At 43.4% G+C, this 20473-nt stretch carries 20 protein-coding genes and 1 tRNA gene; 18 read left to right on the top strand and 3 right to left on the bottom strand.

All coding sequences use genetic code 11. The annotated features are described in order from the left end of the window. Positions 1-148 precede the first annotated feature (148 nt). Positions 149-973 (bottom strand): hypothetical protein, encoded by an 825-nt coding sequence (locus H6G83_RS24960; protein WP_190476938.1) that lies wholly within the window; start codon positions 971-973, stop codon positions 149-151. Positions 974-1241: 268 nt separating this feature from the next. Beyond that, entirely contained in the window at positions 1242-2192 is a 951-nt protein-coding gene (locus tag H6G83_RS24955) for a serine hydrolase (protein ID WP_190476936.1), read from the bottom strand. A gap of 6 nt (positions 2193-2198) precedes the next feature. Between H6G83_RS24955 and H6G83_RS24950 the strand changes: the two genes are divergently transcribed. From H6G83_RS24950 to H6G83_RS24940, 3 genes are all read left to right on the top strand, one after another. After that, on the top strand, positions 2199-2900 hold the full coding sequence (locus tag H6G83_RS24950) for a C40 family peptidase (RefSeq protein ID WP_190476934.1): 702 nt from the start codon (positions 2199-2201) through the stop codon (positions 2898-2900). A 138-nt stretch (positions 2901-3038) separates the two neighbouring features. After that, entirely contained in the window at positions 3039-4052 is a 1014-nt protein-coding gene (locus tag H6G83_RS24945; protein WP_190476933.1) for a glycosyltransferase family 2 protein, read from the top strand. Positions 4053-4159: 107 nt separating this feature from the next. Continuing rightward, positions 4160-5392 carry an MFS transporter gene (locus H6G83_RS24940; RefSeq protein WP_190476931.1) on the top strand — a complete coding sequence of 411 codons (1233 nt, stop codon included), beginning with the start codon at positions 4160-4162 and terminating at the stop codon, positions 5390-5392. 54 nt (positions 5393-5446) lie between these two features. Here the strand turns inward: H6G83_RS24940 and H6G83_RS24935 are convergent. Beyond that, positions 5447-5520: transfer RNA gene (locus H6G83_RS24935), tRNA-Arg, on the bottom strand. A 37-nt stretch (positions 5521-5557) separates the two neighbouring features. Between H6G83_RS24935 and moaC the strand changes: the two genes are divergently transcribed. The 15 genes from moaC (at position 5558) to H6G83_RS24860 (ending at position 20471) form a co-directional block, all read left to right on the top strand. Further along, complete coding sequence (gene moaC, locus H6G83_RS24930) at positions 5558-6064, top strand: cyclic pyranopterin monophosphate synthase MoaC (RefSeq protein ID WP_190476929.1); 507 nt, start codon at positions 5558-5560, stop codon at positions 6062-6064. Positions 6065-6748: 684 nt separating this feature from the next. Continuing rightward, entirely contained in the window at positions 6749-7570 is an 822-nt protein-coding gene (locus H6G83_RS24925) for a Pvc16 family protein (RefSeq protein ID WP_190476926.1), read from the top strand. A gap of 96 nt (positions 7571-7666) precedes the next feature. Continuing rightward, positions 7667-8947, top strand: a complete 1281-nt coding sequence (locus tag H6G83_RS24920) for a phage tail sheath family protein (RefSeq protein ID WP_190476924.1) — start codon at positions 7667-7669, stop codon at positions 8945-8947. Between the two features lie 76 nt (positions 8948-9023). Beyond that, a complete protein-coding gene (locus tag H6G83_RS24915; RefSeq protein ID WP_190476922.1) occupies positions 9024-9455 on the top strand; it encodes a phage tail protein in 432 nt (143 codons plus the stop codon). A gap of 177 nt (positions 9456-9632) precedes the next feature. After that, on the top strand, positions 9633-9998 hold the full coding sequence (locus tag H6G83_RS24910) for a phage tail assembly protein (protein WP_190476919.1): 366 nt from the start codon (positions 9633-9635) through the stop codon (positions 9996-9998). Next, positions 9941-10171, top strand: coding sequence for a DUF6760 family protein (locus H6G83_RS24905; RefSeq protein WP_190476948.1), 231 nt, complete (start codon positions 9941-9943; stop codon positions 10169-10171). The genes H6G83_RS24910 and H6G83_RS24905 overlap by 58 nt, the downstream gene beginning before the upstream one ends. Positions 10172-10180: 9 nt before the next feature. Next, positions 10181-11347 carry a hypothetical protein gene (locus H6G83_RS24900; RefSeq protein ID WP_190476917.1) on the top strand — a complete coding sequence of 389 codons (1167 nt, stop codon included), beginning with the start codon at positions 10181-10183 and terminating at the stop codon, positions 11345-11347. Then, positions 11344-12048: a CIS tube protein gene (locus tag H6G83_RS24895; protein WP_190476915.1), complete on the top strand. Its 705-nt coding sequence runs from the start codon at positions 11344-11346 to the stop codon at positions 12046-12048. Before H6G83_RS24900 ends, H6G83_RS24895 begins: the two co-directional genes overlap by 4 nt. Positions 12049-12242: 194 nt before the next feature. Then, complete coding sequence (locus tag H6G83_RS24890) at positions 12243-13313, top strand: phage late control D family protein (protein ID WP_190476913.1); 1071 nt, start codon at positions 12243-12245, stop codon at positions 13311-13313. Between the two features lie 385 nt (positions 13314-13698). After that, the gene (locus tag H6G83_RS24885; RefSeq protein WP_190476911.1) at positions 13699-14370 is read left to right on the top strand and encodes a phage baseplate assembly protein V; all 672 of its coding nucleotides are present in this window, start codon (positions 13699-13701) and stop codon (positions 14368-14370) included. A 36-nt stretch (positions 14371-14406) separates the two neighbouring features. Next, entirely contained in the window at positions 14407-14859 is a 453-nt protein-coding gene (locus H6G83_RS24880; RefSeq protein WP_242044792.1) for a PAAR domain-containing protein, read from the top strand. Positions 14860-14872: 13 nt separating this feature from the next. Continuing rightward, positions 14873-15313 (top strand): GPW/gp25 family protein, encoded by a 441-nt coding sequence (locus H6G83_RS24875; RefSeq protein ID WP_190476909.1) that lies wholly within the window; start codon positions 14873-14875, stop codon positions 15311-15313. After that, complete coding sequence (locus H6G83_RS24870; protein ID WP_190476906.1) at positions 15313-18804, top strand: putative baseplate assembly protein; 3492 nt, start codon at positions 15313-15315, stop codon at positions 18802-18804. Before H6G83_RS24875 ends, H6G83_RS24870 begins: the two co-directional genes overlap by 1 nt. Positions 18805-18816: 12 nt before the next feature. Next, positions 18817-19752: a baseplate J/gp47 family protein gene (locus H6G83_RS24865; protein ID WP_190476904.1), complete on the top strand. Its 936-nt coding sequence runs from the start codon at positions 18817-18819 to the stop codon at positions 19750-19752. Positions 19753-19778: 26 nt separating this feature from the next. Next, positions 19779-20471: a phage tail protein gene (locus tag H6G83_RS24860; RefSeq protein WP_190476901.1), complete on the top strand. Its 693-nt coding sequence runs from the start codon at positions 19779-19781 to the stop codon at positions 20469-20471. Positions 20472-20473 lie beyond the last annotated feature (2 nt).

The raw sequence follows: 20473 nt of genomic DNA, 5'->3' as shown, positions 1-20473 counted from the left end.
TTTGGGTGTAAGGGTGTAAGGGTGTAGGGGTGTAGGGGTGAATAAAACAATGATTTTCTCGTTAGTTTTAGAGTCCTTACTCACTGCTAGATTAAAAACCTACACTTGTGAGGTCCCCAGTCCCCAGTCCCCAGTCCCCAGTCTCTAACTAAAAACCAGAGAAATTGTAGCCTACACCTATTAGTAGACCGACATCTGTATCATCGAAAAAGCCGGCATTAACTGCGGCTGTGGCGGTAAATTGAGTAGAGAGTGGGAAATCAATACCACCAGAAGCGAGAAAGCCCACTTGTGAGTCATCGCCTGTTTTAATGGCTGCACCAACACCTACATAAGGTGCGATCGCTAGCGGTTCACTAAAAGCATCAGCTGACTGTAAGTTAAAATCATAGGTAACGGGAACTAAAATTGTGGTATTGTTCCCAAATATTGCTGATGGTCTAATAGAGAAAGCATTAGTCAAACCAATCTTGCTTAGGACTGCGAAATTTCCATCACCCAAAGATGAGTCATCCCCACTGATACCGATGTTAGCACCAATACCGAGATAGCTTCTACCCCCGCGAGTAGGTCTACCAGGATCAATATCAGATTGTGCAATTGTCGATGTAGGTGCTTGAGCATTAGCTCCTTGAGATGTGGGTTCTCCTGACTCAGGCGCTAGGGTAGAGGATGTAGTTGCTACAGTCCCAGGAACAGGTGTGATTGTCCGAGTAGTTGCCTCTTCTGTATTAACACTGGGAAACTGCTGTGATTCAGTTGTCTGTGATACAGAGTTAACTGTTGAAAATTCTTGAATCTGTGTCCCTGGTTCAGTATTCTCTTGATTAGAAGACAACACAGTTGCAGAGGGTTCAGTTAACTGTTGAGCATCAACAGGAGTTGCTGTTTGAGCATGAGCAGATAAGCTAGTACCAACGACTGCTAAAGCAGCTAAACTTGGCAATACAAAAATATCTTTACGAAGAAACATCTTATTCACCTTCACTCCTAACAAACTAGTTCCACATTAGATAATTCTAGCAATTGCTTTAAATTCCGAGAATTTCTTGCAATCTGAAAAGATTACACCCAGAAATCTATTTTTACATCTTTACAGGGACATAAATAGGGGGGAGTGGGGGAGTAGGGGGAGATGAGGGAGTAGGGGGAAATGAGGGAGTAGGGGGAGTAGGGGGAAATGAGGAGAGTAACAACTGTCAACTGATAACTGATAACTGATAACTGATAACTGATAACTGTCAACTGTCAACTGTCAACTGACTAATTGCTTGAGCCACTAATTGGGATACATGGGGTAAAATATCGCGGCTTTTGGCTTGGGCTTTGCCTTCAGTAAATACTACTAATAAGTAAGGACGCTGTTCTGGTAACTCGATGTACGCTGCATCGTGACGGACTTGACTTGTCCAGCCGGCTTTTGACCAAATTTGTGCATCTTCGGGTAAACCACCGCCTAAAAAACCTGTTACTTGGTCTTCTTCTACATCTTGGGGTAAATCATTGGGGTTGAGGCTGCGTTTGAGTAAAGCCATCATTGCTTGCGATCGCTCACTGGAAACCGCTACACCACCTACGATACTATGGAGCAAACGAGCGATCGCATTTGTCGTCAGCATATTCCGATTTTCAAACATCTCCCCATAAAACGCCCTTTCCCTTCCATAAGGCCCATCACCCCAAGTTTTTTGACAAGCATTAATTGTCTCCATTTCCTCCCAGCCCAAAGACTGGTAATAGCGGTTAATAATATGACGCTGATACTTCCAAGTATCAAACGGGCCTGGGGGTAACTCTGGCCCTGAAGTCGTACCAGTCAAAATATCTACCACTAAGCTAGTAGCATCATTGCTAGAATCAACAATCATATCGCGCAAAGCCCTCTCCAACTCTTTAGCAGGTTGAGTCATACCCTTCTCTAACCATTCGTGGGCGGCTACTAAGTAAAATAACTTAACTACACTCGCCGGATAAATTCGTTCCTCGCCACGATAACTAAAACCCCGCACTGAATGGTTCCAAAAAGCATCAGGAGTTAACGCCCCACCAGTATTTACGGGTACTGGCGGATCGTAAACTACCCAAGTTAAAGCAATTTGATTACGGGCTAAAGTGGGGAATGCTGTCCAAGTAGCTTCTAAAATGCCATTACCAAGATTTTCTAATTGTTCGTCTTTTTGAAAAAAAACCATTGCAGAATGCTCTCTAATATAGAATCACAAATCCAAAATCCCCAATTGGGAGAATATGAGTGTTTAGCTAATCTGAACTTATATGATTCCCCTGAATGCACCAGCTTGGCAACTCAGGCGGCCGTCGGGCGACATTTGCAGGTAACATCAAATCAGCAAGATTCAGCAGTTGAGGTGTATTTATGTGAGGATGACTACCCAGGGTGGCTAGCAAGGGAAGATTTGAGTTTATTAAAATCTGCTACTGTACTTTATCAGGCTAAATCATTTTCGGAATCGGAAATTAAAAAACTGCTCCCAGAGGTGATTGCTTTTACTCACAAAGCTATGCAACAGTCAAATTATTATCTTTGGGGCGGTACAGTCGGGCCGAATTATGATTGTTCTGGGTTGATGCAGGCGGCGTTTGTCTCTGTGGGAATTTGGCTACCCAGAGACGCTTATCAACAAGAAGCTTTTACGCAAGCAATTAATATTGACGAATTAACAACAGGTGATTTGGTATTTTTTGGCACTCCCCAAAAAGCTACTCATGTAGGGCTGTATTTAGGAGATGGTCATTATATCCATAGTTCTGGCAAAGCACAAGGACGCAACGGTATTGGTATTGACATCCTCTCGGAACAGGGAGATGTGGTAAGTCGGTCATATTATCAGCAGCTACGCGGTGCAGGTAGAGTTGTTGAGAGTTACCAGCCACGGGGATGAGGGAGATGAGGGGAAAAGGTGAAAGGGGAAAGGGGAAAGGGAAGAATTTGAATCCTTTACCCCTTACCCTTTTCCCTTTCCCCTATCTTCCCCCAGTCCCCAACTTCAAAACAAGCGTTAATTACAATCTAAATATTTATGAGGAATGGACTAGTTTCGGCAAAGGTGAGCGAAGATAATCAAGGCATTTCCGCGATTATTCCTGATGTTTCTGTGGTAGTGCCGGTACATGATGAAGTGGAAAGTCTACCTTTGTTGTTGGAGGCGATCGCATCTTCTTTATCTGAAAATAATTTGAGTTATGAAATCATCTGTGTTGATGATGGTTCAACTGATGGTTCAGATCAGTTTCTCAAAGAACAGGCGCAAACCCGCACTGACTTAAAAGCGGTGATTTTACGGCGTAATTACGGGCAAACTGCGGCAATGGCTGCTGGATTTAATTATGCTTTAGGTGAGGCGATCGTGACTTTAGATGCTGATTTGCAAAACGACCCAGCCGATATTCCTATGTTACTAGCAAAGTTAGCGGAAGGCTACGACCTCGTGAGTGGTTGGCGACACAAACGCCAAGATGCTGTCGTCTCCCGGTTACTTCCTTCTAAAATTGCTAACTGGTTGATTGGCAAAATCACCGGGGTAAAATTGCACGACTACGGCTGTTCTCTCAAAGCCTACCGTTCAGAAGTGGTAGCAGATATGAACTTATATGGCGAACTGCACCGCTTTTTGCCAGCTTTAGCTTACATCGAAGGCGCGAGAATTACCGAAATTCCTGTACGACATCATTCCCGCCGCTTTGGACGCAGTAAATACGGCATTTGGCGGACATTCCGCGTCCTGATGGATTTGTTAACCATCTCTTTCATGAAAAAGTTCCTCACACGTCCAATGCACGTTTTTGGACTGTTGGGTTTGGCATCAATAATTTCGGGTACAGGTATAGGAATTTACTTAACCTTCATCAAATTGGTATTGGGTCAAATGATTGGTAATCGCCCTCTGCTAATTTTGGCGGTATTATTGCTAGTCACAGGTGTACAGTTATTTTGCTTTGGTCTGTTGGCAGAGTTACTCATGCGTACCTACCACGAATCCCAAGGGCGACCGATTTATCGGGTGAGGGAAGTAGTAGCAAAAAATGGGAACTAAAGTAAGAATATTAATAAGGAAGAGTTGGGAACTCAGCATTCATGATTTTGACTGTTGATTCCTGATTTCTTTGTCAACCCAACATTTAGCATGAAATTGCATCTGCCTTGAAAGCTTTTCATACCTTTGACACAAGTCTGCGGCTTAACCTGCTGATTCTGTTTACGGCTGGTTTATTGTTCTGGTCGAGTACTGCTACTTTCTTGCCTACTCTACCGTTATATATCGAGGATGTAGGCGGAAGTAAGCAAGAAATTGGTGTTGTGATGGGTGGGTTTGCGATCGGGTTATTGCTATTTCGCCCGGTGCTAGGACGACTAGCAGATCAACATGGTCGGAAATTACTGTTATTAATTGGTACATTTGTAGCAACAACAGCCCCATTTGGTTATTTGGCATTTAAAGCAATTCCTATATTAATGCTGGTGCGAATATTTCATGGCATTAGCATTGCTGCTTTTACTACTGGTTACAGTGCTTTAGTAGCAGATTTAGCCCCAATGGCTATTCGTGGGGAAATTATCAGTTATATGAGTTTAACAGCTCCCATTGGTTTGGCTATTGGCCCGGCTTTGGGAGGATATTTACAAGTTGCTACGGGTTATCCTTTGTTATTTTTGTTAACTGCGGAATTAGCTTTTATCGGACTTTTGGGTGCATTGCAAGTCAATAATCCCCCAGCCCAGAAACAGCAAGCAATCCAGAATAATAGTAATTTTTGGCAAATTCTCAGCAGTCCAAGGGTAAGAATACCGAGTTTGGTGATGTTGCTAGTTGGTATTGGGGTGGGTGCTGTTCATACTTTTGCCCCACTGTTTATTAAATCAACAGGAGCGGAACTTAATGCCGGGTTGTTTTTTACTATCACTGCTATCAGCAGTTTTATGATCCGAATTGTTGCTGGGAAAGCTAGCGATCGCCTCGGTCGGGGTTTGTTTATCACGTTTGGTATCGTGGCTTATATCATCGCATCTTTGCTGTTATTTTTTGCCAACAGTAGGATTACTTTTATCCTCGCCGCACTGGCTGAAGGTTGTGGTGGTGGGACGATGATTTCCATGATCACGACGTTAATGGCAGACCGTTCGCTACCGCAAGAACGGGGACGGATTTTTGCTATTTGTATCGCTGGATTTGACTTAGGGATTGCGATCGCTGCTCCCATTTTAGGTTTTATTGCTCAACAAATGGGATATCGGAGTATATTTTTCTATACTAGTGCTTTAATGTTCTTAGCACTGCTGATTTTCCTTACCCTATCAAATAAGAACTTGACTCATTCCCTAAAGTTTGCTTTAGGTCGTGGTCAAGATGTCTATTCCTTGAATAATAGTCAGTAAATTAGTAAAAAAACAGGCAGTAGCTATGTTAGCTCTGCCTGTTTAGTTTTGAGACGGGCGAGAAGGGATTCGAACCCCTGACACCGTGGTCCGTAGCCACGTGCTCTAGTCCACTGAGCTACACGCCCTTACAAGAAATATATATTAGCACCTTCTTTTGAGATTATGCAAGACCCTATTTTAAAAAATTCTGCTTCCCTCACTCATCTAGATGCCAAAGGACAAGCACAGATGGTTGATGTGTCTGCTAAGGCTGCAACTGTAAGGGAAGCAGTAGCTGCTGGTCAGGTGCGGATGCTTCCAGAAACCTTAGCCGCTATCCAAGCTGGGAACACACCCAAAGGCGATGTTTTAGCTACCGCTAGGCTAGCCGGGATTATGGCGGCTAAACAGACAGCCAATTTGATTCCTCTATGTCATCCCCTACCATTGCAAAAAGTTGCTGTCGAGATTACAGCAGATCCCCAACTTCCCGGTTATCAAATCCAAGCCACTGTTAAAACTAAAGCCGAAACCGGTGTGGAAATGGAAGCTTTAACTGCTGTTTCTGTTGCGGCTTTAACTTTATACGATATGGCAAAAGCTTTAGAGAAATCGATGCAAATTGAATCGATTCGGTTAGTTAGTAAAACTGGTGGCAAATCTGGAGATTATTTGCTACCAGATTCATAAACATCGAAAATAGGATATCTGCCAACCTGAATTCTGTCTTATGCCACATATTCAGGACTTACGCAACTGGCACTTGGGGTAGGGTGCATCAGATGTGGAAAATCCTTGAATCTGTAAGAAATTATTGGTGCTGACGCACCCTACAGTTAGTTTAATTATGACACTTGTGCCACATATTAATTAAATAACTTTATATATCAGTATTCCTGGTGTTTATTGGCATTAATTCTTTCGATTTCACGTTAAGATTAGATAAGATTTATAATCTTCTACCAGCAAAAAGATTATAAATTTTCACAACGCAGATGTGCCAAGAAAAATTGTTTAAATTTTAATTAAATTAGCAGTATGATCACTGAGTCTTCCCTATTATTTAGTAAGCAAATAAACTTGCAGACTTTCCCCGCACTATCCATAGGTTGTATCCCTAAATTTTTGATATTCTATTTGTGGTTAATTGGGTGAATCTTGCCGTATATTCGCGCAAGTCTGTAAGGTAGATGCGATAGCCATTTCCTCAAAATAAGGAGACTTTCATTGTCAGATGTATTAACACTGACCTATTTCTTATTGTGTTTATCAAGTCCATCATCCTTATATCTAAGAGGATGATGAGAACCAAATAGTTAGTCCAATGGGGGACAAGCTATTGCCAAACTCAGACATCGTTGCCGAGAGCTTGCTATGATTCGTGACCTCAGTCAAACTTTGGAGGCTATTTTAACCCAGTCAGGTCTACCCCCAGAACTGGCAGCAGCAAGGATTATATTTGATCGTCCCGTGGACAAATCTATTCCCCAGCAGCCGACAATTAATTTATTTCTTTACGATATACGTGAGAATTTAGAACTCCGAAGTAATGAGCCAAACATAGAGCGTAACAATGGGCAGGCGGTGATTGTACGTCCGCCATTGCGGATGGACTGTACTTATTTAATTACAGCTTGGCCTACTGGTGGCACAGAATTAGCTTTACAAGAACACCGACTTTTAAGCCAAGTACTAAGAGTTCTGTCCCGATATCACAGCATTCCTGAACAATTCTTACAAGGTAGTTTTTCACAAACAAAGCCAATATTACCGTTGACTATTTCTTCTATTGATAGACTCAAAAATCCGTCAGAGTTCTGGACAGCTTTAGGTATACAATTACGAGCTGCTCTTGCCGCCACCATTACCATCAGTATAGAACCTCTACCGGAAAACCCTATTACAATAAAAACCTACAAACTAGTACGAGAAACTGGACTAAGACTAGAACAAGACCGCTTTGCGATCGAGGGCGAAGTAGAAGATATCAACTATCAGCCTGTAGCATCAGCTACAGTGCAGCTAGTCGAACTGGCACAGACAGCAACCACTCAATCGGATGGTTACTACAGTTTCCGATTCATTCCGGCTGGTGTTTACACCTTGCGAGTTCAGCCACCTAGTGGAACTGTGCAGAATTTCCCCATTACCGTCCCGCCTTTGGGTACAGGTAAGTACAAAATTCGCTTGACTTGAAACAAGAGACGAGGAGCAATTTTCATTGGATGAATGTCTCATGTGAGTCAAGAATAATTCCCTAATTAAAAATTCCCAAACAGGAGAAAAATTAGTATGCCTCCATACCTTTCACCAGGTGTTTATGTAGAAGAAGTTCCCGCAGGCGCTAGTCCAATTGCTGGAGTGGGGACTAGCACCGCAGGGTTTATTGCCATTATTACCCAAGGGACAATTCCCATTCCGGCTGAACGCATGATCAAAAAGGAATCCTCAACCGAAGGGGGAGCCGCTCTGGATGTTGCTTATTTGAAATTTCAATCAATCAACTTACCTCCATCAGAAGAGGTAAATTTATTTACAAACTGGGGAGCTTTTACCAGTAAATTTGGTGACTTTTTGGGAGATAAAACAGCTAATGGACTGCAAGAGATCAAACAATCCAGCTTTGATGCTGCGTCTCTGAATGCTTGGCGACCCTTGGCTCATGCAGTTTATGGTTTCTTCTTGAATGGTGGTACTCGTTGCTACGTGATCCGTATTGATAAAGCAGCTTCTCTTCCAGCAGCACTGAATAAATTCGCCGGTATTGATGAAATTGCTATTGTAGCTGTGCCTGGGAATACCACAAAAGCAGCTCAGGAAGCTGTACTAGATCACTGTGATAGGCTCAAAGACAGGTTTGCGGTGTTGGATGGTCAGCAGAGACCAGGATCATTCATTAAAGCAGAGATTCAAGGTACGACAAAAGACAGTAACTTTGGTGCTATTTACTTTCCTTGGATTAAAGTTACCGATCCTACTAGGCAAATGATGGAGCCAAACAGCGATGGTAGCTTGATTATGCCACCTAGCGGACATATTGCGGGTGTTTATGCCCGTGTAGATGCGGACAGAGGAGTATTTAAAGCGCCTGGTAATGAAGGAATTCGGGGCGCACTGGATGTAGAATACCAGCTAACTAAAAGCGATCAAGACGGCTTAAATCCTGGTGGTGTCAATATTATTCGTTCATTCAATAGCAACGTCAAAATCTGGGGCGCACGCACAATGGGAGGCGATGCTAATGGTGAATTTAAATACATTAGTACCCGTCGCTTATTTAATTTCCTCCGGGAATCAATAGATGAAGGTACTCAATTTGCCGTGTTTGAGCCTAACAGTCCCGCTTTATGGCAGAGGATTAAGCGCAATGTAGGCGACTTTTTATTAGGACAATGGCGGGATGGAGCGTTATTGGGTGAAACTCCTGAAAAGGCCTTTTTTGTCAAATGTGATGAAGAAACAAACCCAAGAACTGTCCGAGAACAAGGACAGGTAATTACACAAGTAGGCGTGGCGATTGTCAAACCAGCTGAGTTTGTGATTTTCCGTATCCAACAAAGAACAGGTGGCTAACAAAGCATGAAGTTAAACATCTCTAGGCTGAAACAAACTGGCGACTGCATTTTATTTGGCAATAGGAGAATAATACATGGCAAGGATAGACCCTTATAAGAACTATCGTTTCTTGGTAGAGATTGATGGTATTACCCAGGCTGGTTTTTCTGAGTGTAGCGGCTTTGGTTCCGAAATACAGGTGGTTGAATATCGAGAAGGCGGAGACTCAACCACAGCTCGTAAACTACCTGGGATGGCGAAATATCCAGATATTACCTTCAAATGGGGTATTACTGACTCTAGCGAATTGTATGACTGGCACTTAGCCGCGATAAATGGTCAATTACAACGCAAGAACGGTTCGATCATCATTTTGGACGATACGGGACAGGAAAAGGTACGTTGGAATTTCTTTAATGCTTGGCCTAGCAAGTATGCAGGCCCTGGTTTTAATGCGAAGGGAAATGATATTGCTATTGATACCCTGACTGTTACCTGCGAGCGTATGGAACGAGCGAAGAAATAAATTTTGATAGCTCCCTATGCGTAATTTTGATATCTAGTCCGGTTAATTAGTTAAGGCTGTGCAGAAATTCAGAAAAACTTCTTTGCCTATGCTTCCTGCGGTTTGAATGATCAGTCTTTAACCGAACAAGATATGACTTGTTAGCAAATCATGAATTAGCGGAAATTTTGATTATTTATGCTGCACACAGAGTATGAATTTACCTTACCAACAGGATATGTAGATGCTGAGGGGAATTTACACCGTGAAGGGGTCATGCGATTAGCCACTGCTGCTGATGAAATTCTGCCTCTCAAAGACCCTCGTGTGCAGAATAATCCAGCCTATTTGATTATCATCTTGCTATCGCGGGTAGTGACTCGTTTAGGTGCGAAGGAAGTAATTAATCCAAAAGTGATTGAGGGATTGTTTGCTGCTGATTTAGCTTATTTGCAGGATTTTTATAACCGCATCAATGGTAATGGAGCGCGTACCCTGAAGCTGCTGTGTCCTCATTGTCAGCAGGGGTTGGAAGTGGAGCTAGACCAACCGGGGGAATCATAGGCTACCCCCTCAGTCGGCTCTATGAGGAGGTAGCCTATCTTGCCTATCACTTTCATTGGTCTTACGAACAACTGATAGTGATGGAACATAGCGATCGCCTACAGTGGGTAGCAGAAGTTGCCAAAATTAATCAGCGATTCAATGAACCAGCCGGAAGGTTTGAACTAGAGTAGAGGAGTAAGATGACCACCAGGGAAGATGTACCAAGCACAGCCAATAAGTTGTTATCAAAGTTACAAACTAAGTTAGTAGTATTGCCCAGTGTGATCAATACCCAACAATTGCACAGACACTACACCAGCCAAAATACAACAGCGAATCGTCTGCTGCAAAGACTCGCGATACCAGAACAACTGACGGCACGCTACAAGGCTGGGGTATTGCAGCCAGAAGCGGAACGATGGCAATATAAAAGGTTCCAGCGTACAGAATCTGTTGCTGGGGGTGAACCATTAACAAATATATCTCTGGTGCAACGTTTGCCTGAGTCTGGATGGCAGGAGCAAGGAACCAGGGAACTTGAGAAAAGTTCTTCCCCAAATATATCTGCGTCATCACCAATCATCAATCACGCCCATGCTGCCACACCGCAAGAGACATACCGAATTAGTCGCCATACCAACTTGAGTAATTCAGTAAATGCGATCGCTGAAGGCAGTTTCCCCATCGCTGATTCTACAACTACCCAGACGCGAGAACAATCTAGTCTATTGCGAGTTACCCGCATCGAGTCAAATGCCACTGCTATTTCTTCTACATCAACGACTTCAACCAGTGACATTCCCATCCACAGAAAATATCCGCGTTCAGAGTTGTTGTGGCGTGACGATAGTGATGGAGTAATCAGTGAAGCAAACAGTTCTCACACTGTCACACCAACGTATCATTCTGCGGTAGCACAGACAAACAATTCCCTCACTCCCCAAACTGGAGTGACCTTACAACGTAAATATCACCAGTCACAGTTGCAGGTGCGTCGGAGTCAGGATGCCACAGGAGTATTGCCAACAGCCCATCTCCAGGCTAATTCAGATGTCATCAGGATGGCTCTCAGCACACAAGCAACAACAGATTTGGTTGACAACCGAAGCAATTTTCTGATACAACGGTCAGACTTGCCACTAGCTATTAGTCCCAATCAAAATAATCTGCTGGTAAGTCGTCAAACTACAGATGCTGGTGCATCTGTACCTAGCGAAACCATCAGTGCAATACCTACCCCGACAGCACCAACCACCTCATCAGCCACAAATACTGATGTTGACCTGGGGGAAATTGCGGAACAAGTGAGCCGTATTATACTACGGCGTTTGGTAGTTGAGCGTGAACGTGGAGGGATGGGCAGATGATCAGCAAGCTAGAGAAACTGACGATTACTCCCTTTGCGAAAAAGGGCGATCGCTTTGAAAAGCTGCTACCGATTTTCGTATTATTTAATCCAGAATCTTATACCATCTCTAAGTCAGTAACTTGGAGTCCCCCTCAGACCTCTGGAGGTAGTGCGAATACTCACAGTAAGAGCAATGCGCCAGTAATTTCTTTTGGTGGTGGTGACAGTCGCCAACTGACCCTAGAACTATTTTTTGATGTTACTTCCCCAATCAACCGTGTGAGTAAAACAATCATCATTAAGGATGTAAGGGAAGAAACTAATAAAATTGCCACACTCACCCTGATCGAACCCAATGAAGACCAACCAAGGGTATGTGAAATATCTTGGGGACAGGCTCCGGCTAATTCTGATTTTCCTTTTCTGGGTGTGATTACCAGCCTGACACAACGGTTTACCCAATTTAGTAGAGATGGTAGACCAGTCCGGGCTAATTTATCAGTCACCTTTAAAGAGTTTCTTGACCCCAAATTAGATAAACTGCGAACAAATCCACAATTAATCATCCGTGTGCTTAAAGGTGGCGATAGTCTCAGCAGTATAGCTGCCGAAGTCTACCGTAACCCCAAAAACTGGCGCATCATTGCCCAAGCCAATAATATTGATGACCCTCGTCGTCTATCGGTTGGTCGGTCTCTCACCATTCCCAAATTGCGCTGATCCGTATTTTGGCAGGACTTACGCAACTGGCACTTCGGGTAGCCTGCGTCAGATGTGGAAAATCCTTGAATCTATACGAAATTATTGGGGCTGACGCACCCTACAGTTAGTTTGATAACACTTGCGTAAGTCCTATTTAGATTGAAAGAACTAGGAAATCAGCAAACACTTCACTCTTCCCCATCCTCATCAATATGCCTGTCCCTCAACCTAGCAGTCCGCTAGTAGCAGATTTTGACATTTTGATTAATCAAAAGCTCCTTTCTGTAGAACAGGATGCTCATGTAATTAATGTGACTGTGGAACAAGACTTACACCTACCAAGTATGTTGACTTTGGAAATTACAGGTTCAGTTAGTCGTGCAACACAAGTTACTTGGATGGATGATCAACTGTGGGCAATTGGCAACCAAATAGAAATTAGGATGGGCTATGCCAATGACTTAGCAACAGTCATGAGCGGTGAAATCATGAGTTTAGAACCGGAATTTGTGGCTAACCGCGCTCCTAGTTTAACTATCCGGGGTTATGATTTGCGGCATCGTTTGCTGCGCGATCGCCAAACTCGCACCTTTATTCAACAAAAAGATAGCGATATTGCCGTTCAAATAGCCCAAGCCGCAGGATTAACTCCCCAAGTCAAAGACTCTCTGGTAGTGCATGACTACATTGTCCAGGCTAATCAAACTGACCTAGAGTTTTTGACCCAACGCGCCAGATTAATTGAATATGACCTGTATGTGGAAGATAAAACCTTATTTTTTCAACCAGTAGCCAATGCTAACAGCAAAATTATGACCCTGAGTTTAGAACAAGACCTACTGGAATTTTATCCGCGTCTTTCGCCAATGCACCAAATAAGTCAAGTCACCCTGCAAGGCTGGAATCCCAAAGATAAACAAACTGTGGTGGGACAAGCAAGAATTGGTCATGAAATTTCCTTAATGGGAGGAGAACAAAGCGGTGCAAGCTTAGTAACAACCACCTTTGGAGAGGCGATCGCTTTGATTATAGATCACCCAATCATGACCCAAGCCGAAGCAGACCAGCTAGCCAAAGCCAAGTTGAATCAACAAGTATTAGAACTAATTGTGGGGGAAGGAATGTCCAGGGGACGGACAGATTTACAACCAGGTAAAGTCATCGAATTAACAGGATTAGGAAAGCGGTTTAGTGGTTTGTATTACCTCACTGCTGTGACTCACCGTTACAAATCTAATAGGGGTTACTACAGCCATTTTCAGGTAAGGAGAAATGCTATTTGAAGGGGATGAGGCAGATCCGGGAGTCAAGAAAAATAACTGTGGATTGTTGATTAACTCCTAAAGAAACACAGATTACAGGTTACAGGTGACAGGTTACAGAAACAAGAAAATAGGGAATAGTTGTGTTTCTTTCATATTTTGCAAGAGCGTTCATCGCGCCCGTGGGAGGCTTATATCTTGCACCAGCTTCTTATTGGCAAAATAACGGACTGAAAAGCTAATTATATCGTAGTAGTTATTGAGATGGTGCAAGATTTCAGTTAATCAGGACTTACGCAACTGGCACTTGGGGTAGGGTGCATCAGATGTGGAAAATCCTTGAATCTGTACGAAATTATTGGGGCTGACGCACCCTACAGTTACTAATAACTAAAAACTAAAAACTATGAACTTTTGGAACTTACTGGTTGATGCGCCCGAAAAAACAGCTAATTTACAAAAAATTTACGGGGTAGTAATTGGAATTGTGACTAACAATCAAGACCCTGATAATTTGGCACGGGTAAAAGTTAAGTTTCCTTGGCTGAGTGATCAAGATGAAAGCTTCTGGGCAAGAATTGCTAGTCCGATGGCGGGTAAGGATAGGGGTATATATTTTCTCCCAGAAGTAGATGATGAAGTCCTAGTAGTATTTGAACATGGTGATATGAGATTTCCCTATGTCATCGGTGCTTTATGGAATGGCAAAGACTCACCCCCCACCAACAACGACGATGGTAAAAATAATCTGCGGATGATTAAATCTCGTAGCGGTCATCTTATTTGCTTGAATGACGAAAATGGTCAAGAAAAAATTGAAATTATCGACAATAGTGGCAAAAATAGCTTAATTGTTGATACAGCTAATAATGCTATTACTATCACCAGCGATAAAGATATTAACCTGAAAGCTAGCCAAGGCACTATTAAATTAGAAGCGCAAAAAATAGAAATTAAGTCATCTGCTGATACTAAAATTGCCGCCGATGCAGGTGTAGAAATACAAGCGAAATCCACGATGGATATCAAAGCAAATGGCACAATGAACATTAAAGGAGCAACGATAAATCTTAATTAATTTCCTGGCATCATTGTCATCAGCAGATGGTAAGCAATGTCCACCCTACTAAGAAATAATCAGCTTTTTAGTCTTAAATTGAAACTCGACATGGGACAACCAGCAGCAAAAAAAAGCGACCAAATTATCGCCATTGATACCCACATTGTGATGGTGCCATCGCCAACGGGTACAGTTCCTACACCTCTACCTCATCCCTTTACAGGTGTAATTAACAGCAATCTTAGTAACAATGTCAACATTATGGGAAGGCCAGCCGCTACGGTGGATAGTAAAGCAGACAATACACCAGCCCACAGCCCTACACCACCCGGTACTTCTTTCCAGAAGCCGCCAACTAATCAGGCCACTATTAAAATGGGCAGTCCGACGGTGAAAATTAACGGCAAAATGGCCGCCCGTAATGGAGATATTGCACAAACTTGTAACGACCCAGCAGATTTACCTGTGGGGAAGGTTGTGGCTGTGGGTACGGTGTTTATTGGGTGAATAGGAGGGTAGGATGTCGAGACTTTTCTTAGGTTGTGGTGTAGGGTTTCCGGTCAGCCTCAATGCTGGGGGAAATTTGCAAGCTGCTGAGTATGAAGAAAGCGTTCGCCAATCAATTTTGATTATTTTGGGTACAGCACAGGGTGAAAGAGTCATGCGTCCTGACTTTGGCTGTGGGATCTATGACTTGGTATTTGATATTAATTCGGCTGGGACTGCGGGAAAAATCTCCCAAGCTGTGCAAGAAGCTTTGCTGAAGCTAGAACCACGAATTGATGTGTTGGCTGTGGAAGTTACTAGTGGCAATTTTGCGAATACTGCTGATGGAAAGCAAGAATTCCAACCTGTATCCAATGGCTATGTATTGATGATTAATATTAAATATCAAGTTAGGGCAACTAATAATATTTTTAATTTGGTCTATCCCTTTTATTTAGAAAGGAGTCCAGGGTAATGATGGAACCGGCTCCCAAAATTGATGAACGCACAGCCGCAGATATTGCCCAACAAGTGCAATTATTACTGAAAACATATTTAAAGGATTATACAACTAGCATCTCTGGGTCGGAAACAGGGATGAATAAGGCTCTGATTAGTATTTTCGCCCGTTATGCGGAAATTATCATTCAACGCTTGAACAAGGCTCCTGAAAAAAACTTGCTGGCCTTTCTTAAGTTGTTGGGTGCTTCGCAGTTACCACCCCAACCTGCAAGAGTGCCTTTGACTTTCTTTTTAACCAAGGGTAGTTTGACTGATGCGATAGTCCAGGCGGGAACTCAGGTCGCTAAACCACCGAACAAAGGAGAGCAAGACCCAGTAATTTTTGAGACTGAGCGGGAATTAGTGGTGACAGCAGGGGAGTTAGCATCATTGTTTGTGGTTGCTCCGCAACAGGATACCTGGAGCGATCGCCGTAATTGGTTAACTCCGAATCATGCCACAATAGGGTTTGTGTTTCGTGGCGATCGCCCTATTGAACATAGTTTTTATCTAGCTTGTGAGGATTTGTTTACCCTCCCAGTCACCAAAAAAGTCACCTTAACTATTCAATCCCCTGAAATTGCCAAGTTAGCCGCACTTCGCCTGATTTGGTCTTATGGGAATGGTCAAGATTGGGCGAAGATTGAGAACAACATGATTAGCTCATCACTGATTTCTTCCCCAACTGGGCAGGTGTGGCAAGTCACTATTGGGGATTTTCCTCTACCCAGCAAGCGATCGCTCAATGGTATCACATCTGCTTGGCTGAAGGTACAGCTAGACCAAGCTTTGCCATCAGGCTCAACCTTACCATCTATTACCGATATCAAAGCTAATGTTCAGGTGCGGCGGGAAAATTTATTGCCTGACCTAGCTTTTAGCAACAGCCTACCCCTCGACCTCACCAAAGATTTCTCTGCCTTTGGGGAAAACCCCCGCCTCAATGATACTCTCTACCTCGCTAGTCAGGAAGTTTTTTCTCAAGCAGGAGCTAGAGTTACCATGCACATCACCTTGAATGAAACTGTTCCTGTCAATGGCAGTAATGTTACTTTGGCTTGGGAAGCTTGGAATGGTACTCTGTGGCAACCATTAGAGGTGAGCGCCGATATACTCATAGCTAAATTTAGCCAAAGTGGCACAGTAACTTTCAACTTGCCTAACAAAATGGGTTTACGGGAAGAAAATGGCAAAAGCAATTATTGGCTACGTATCAGAATTATTCGGGGTAACTATGGGGCGTTAGGAACTGGGTCTAATCAAACTGTTACCTTTACCAGCCTTAGCCAAACCAGCCAGAATACTAATGACAATCGAGGAAGACTGACAGTTAACAGTGTCAGAGGATTTATGCCAGGCGATTCTATTCAAATTGCTTCAGGCGGTAACAATCCAGACAACAGAATCATCCAATCTGTTGATATAGCTAGCAATAGTCTAACCCTAACAACAGCCCTGCAAAATCCTTATCCTGCGGGAACAGGAGTATGGCTTGTCAATAATACTGCTGTATTACCACCCTTGGTCAAGTCTTTAAAGCTGAGTTATACCTATGATGTTGCTAACCAACCGTTGTCTGCCTGTCAAACATACAACAACTTCACCTGGAAAAATTGCTTAAATGTAGCTTTCTCTCCCTTCCAAGCCCCAAAACAGACAAAACCCACGCTCTATTTTGGTTTTAACCTACCCCAAAATAGTAATAATTCTGCCAACCGCCGTTTCAGCCTTTTTGTCCGCTTGGCAGATTTGCAGTATGGGGAAAAATTCCTACCTCTCGACCCTATTTATAGTCGTCAGGTTGGGACAACTGGGCAAATTGCTAAACATCAAATATGGGTGACGAATAATACTCCAGATTCAGTCACTTGGCGAGTGCAGGTGGTGGGTAACAGTTGGGTAACAAATGTACCTAACTTAATTGTGATAAATGGTTACGAAACGAGCCGTTTAGAAGTGGGAGTTACCATTCCCACGATTGTCACTCAGCAGAGCGAGGGTGGAACGACCAGCGTCGGCGATCGCGCTTATTTGCATCTAGCTAGTCCTCAAAATCCCAATCTGATTTACAGCACCATTGTAGAGACTTTTGTCGGGCAACAACTGCCAGCACCGAAACAAGTTCAATTGTCTTGGGAATATTGGAACGGTCAAGATTGGGCAAAATTTAACGTTGAGGATGGCACAGAAAACTTCACTCGTTCTGGATTGATACAATTTTTAATGCCAATGGATTGGCAACCCAAAGCAGAGTTTGAGCAGCCGACTAGTTACTGGCTAAGGGTGCAAGTAGTAGGTGACTTCCTCCGGGAACCGCGAATCCAATGGGTAGCACTCAATACTACCTGGGCAACTCAAAGTGTGACAATCATCAACGAAGTTTTCGGTTCGAGTAATGGTAGCGAAACTCAAATTTTCCGCACTGCTCGATTCCCCATTCTCGCCAATCAGCAATTAGAGGTGAGAGAACCAGAAAAACCTTCCACCCAAGAACAAGCGCAACTAGTAGAAGAAGACGCAATCACCGAAATTGCCAAGAGTAGCGAAATTTGGGTAAATTGGCAACAAGTCAGGGATTTTTATGCTTCCAAACCCAGGGACAGACATTATATCCTCAACCATCTCACCGGGGAAATTACTTTTGGCAATGGTATCAACGGACTCATTCCCCCAGTAGGACAAGGTAACTTGCGGATGGCTCGTTATCAAATTGGCGGTGGGGCGACAGGTAATTGTCAACCGCAGACTATTATCCAACTCAAGACCACCGTTCCCTATATTGATCGTGTTACCAACTATGATGTAGCCAAGGGAGGGGCTGAAGCCGAGAGCATCGATAACCTCAAAGAACGCCTACCCCGCAGCATTCGTCATGGCGATCGCGCTGTGACCTTGGAAGACTACGAAGACCTAGCGATGTTGGCTTCGCCAGAAGTAGCAAGGGCGAAATGCGTTCCCTTGCGAAATTTGGTTGATGACCCATTGGATCTCAAACCGATTGTCCGGGGAGCAGTTAGCATCATTATCGTACCCCGTAGCACCGATATTAAACCATCGCCTAGTATAGAACTGCTCAATCGGGTACAAGAATACCTGAAGAACTATGCGATCGCTACTGCCAATATTGCCGTAGTTGGGCCTTTGTATGTGAGAGTCAGTATCACTGTAGACATTGCCTTGGTTTCTTTAGCAGAAGTAAGCAAGGTGAAGGGTGTGATCAATCAAACCTTGACCCGTTTCCTACATCCCCTTACAGGTGGGTTAGATGAAAAGGGTTGGGACTTTGGACGCGAACCGCATAAATCAGATTTTTACACTTTATTGGCAGCTATCCCTGGTGTTGACTACATCCGCCGTCTAGAGGTAGAGGTCAAGGATAGTGAAGATTTACCTGGAACTAGAAATACAGGTCGCTTCCTGGTTTATTCCGGCAAGCATAACATCAATTTGGTATTTGAATCTTGAGGAGGCCAGCAGATGCCTATAGAATTACCTAACCTAGACGATCGCACTTACGACGATTTGGTGCAAGAGGCTCTGAGCTTAATTCCTAGCTATGCACCGGATTGGACAAATTATAACCCCTCTGACCCAGGTATCACCCTGATTGAACTTTTTGCCTACCTGAGCGAAATGCTAATTTATCGGCTCAATCGGGTGACAGATACTAATCAATACGCCTTTTTGAAACTGCTGAATGGGCCAGATTGGCAACCTTCACCCCAGAAAACTCTGAATGAAGAAATCCGCGAAACTGTTCTCAAGCTGCGGAAATCAGAACGTGCTGTAACTTGCCAAGACTTTGAAAATCTGACTTTGGCAGCATCTCCCCAAATCGCTCGTGTTCGCTGCATTCCCCGACGCAACTTAGTCTCAGAAAATCCATTACAGCCAGAAGAAAGACCAGGGCAGATCAGTATTGTGATTGTTCCTCACCCCCCTGGAGAAACTTTAAAACCTGTGTCAATGGAAGACCTCATTAAGACAGTAATTAAATATCTCGAACCCCGAAGGTTGTTAACTACAAAAGTCAACGTAGTTGCTCCCCGTTACGTCGAAGTCGGAGTGCGGATGACACTGCATCTCAAGCGTGATGTTAAGGAAGCCGATGTGAGAGATAAAGCGATCGCTACCGCGCGGAAATTTCTTCATCCCCTGACTGGTGGTGCAGAAAGCCTTGGCTGGCCTTTCGGTCGCCATGTCTATGTTTCAGAAATTTACGAACTACTTGACAAATTAAAGGGAATAGATTTCGTCACTCCCACTAATGACCAAGAAGAACTGACAGTCAGTAACTCTAACCGGATATTGCGAGACAAGGGAAAATTAGTAGCCATCAAAATTCAGCCAGAAGAACTCGTTACCCCAGGTAATATCGAACTAAAATTTGAGTCCCCCATCAAGCCAAAATAATTTTTCATATTAACTGTTAAATTCCTATGCCTCCCAATACCAGCAAACTTTTAGAATACCTCCCAGCTATTTATCAAACAGACCCATTTCTGGGTCAGTTTCTCCTAGCATTTGAAAAAATACTGTTGGGGGCAAATGATAATGTTTCCTTCCCGCAACTCAATAATAAACATAAGTTTCCTGACAAGGGAATAGAAGAAATTATTGCCGAAATAGCAATTTATTTTGTTCCCTATGCCCAAAAAACATCACCTAATACCCCTCCCCCCCACACACCTGATGAATTTCTCTCTTGGTTAGCAGGTTGGACTGCTCTTAGCTTGCGAGCAGACCTTGAACCCGATATCCAGCGCAAGTTTATTGCCAATATCATCAAACATTATCAATTACGAGGAACAAAGGCAAACCTAGAAGAACTGTTGCAGATTTTTGTCCAAGCTAAACCTAACGTTACCGAAACTGCACAGCCAGAATTGCCAGACCACTTTTTCACCGTCACCATTGCTTTAAACAAAGAATTACAAGGAAAACCTCAAGATTTAGCAAGACAGTTAGAAATTGCCAATGCCCTAATTCAACTAGAAAAACCAGCCCATACAGATTACGAACTTATACCTGTTTATCCCGGAACCATCCAAATCGAAGATAGAAATTCTAGCGTTTTGGGTGTGAACACCATCTTGGGAACAATGCCTTCACCCACCCAACCCAAACAGTAACT

The sequence above is a fragment of the Anabaena azotica FACHB-119 genome (assembly GCF_014697625.1).
GTDB classification, from domain to species: Bacteria; Cyanobacteriota; Cyanobacteriia; order Cyanobacteriales; family Nostocaceae; genus Trichormus; species Trichormus azoticus_A.
This window is presented reverse-complemented; position numbering and strand designations above follow the sequence as displayed.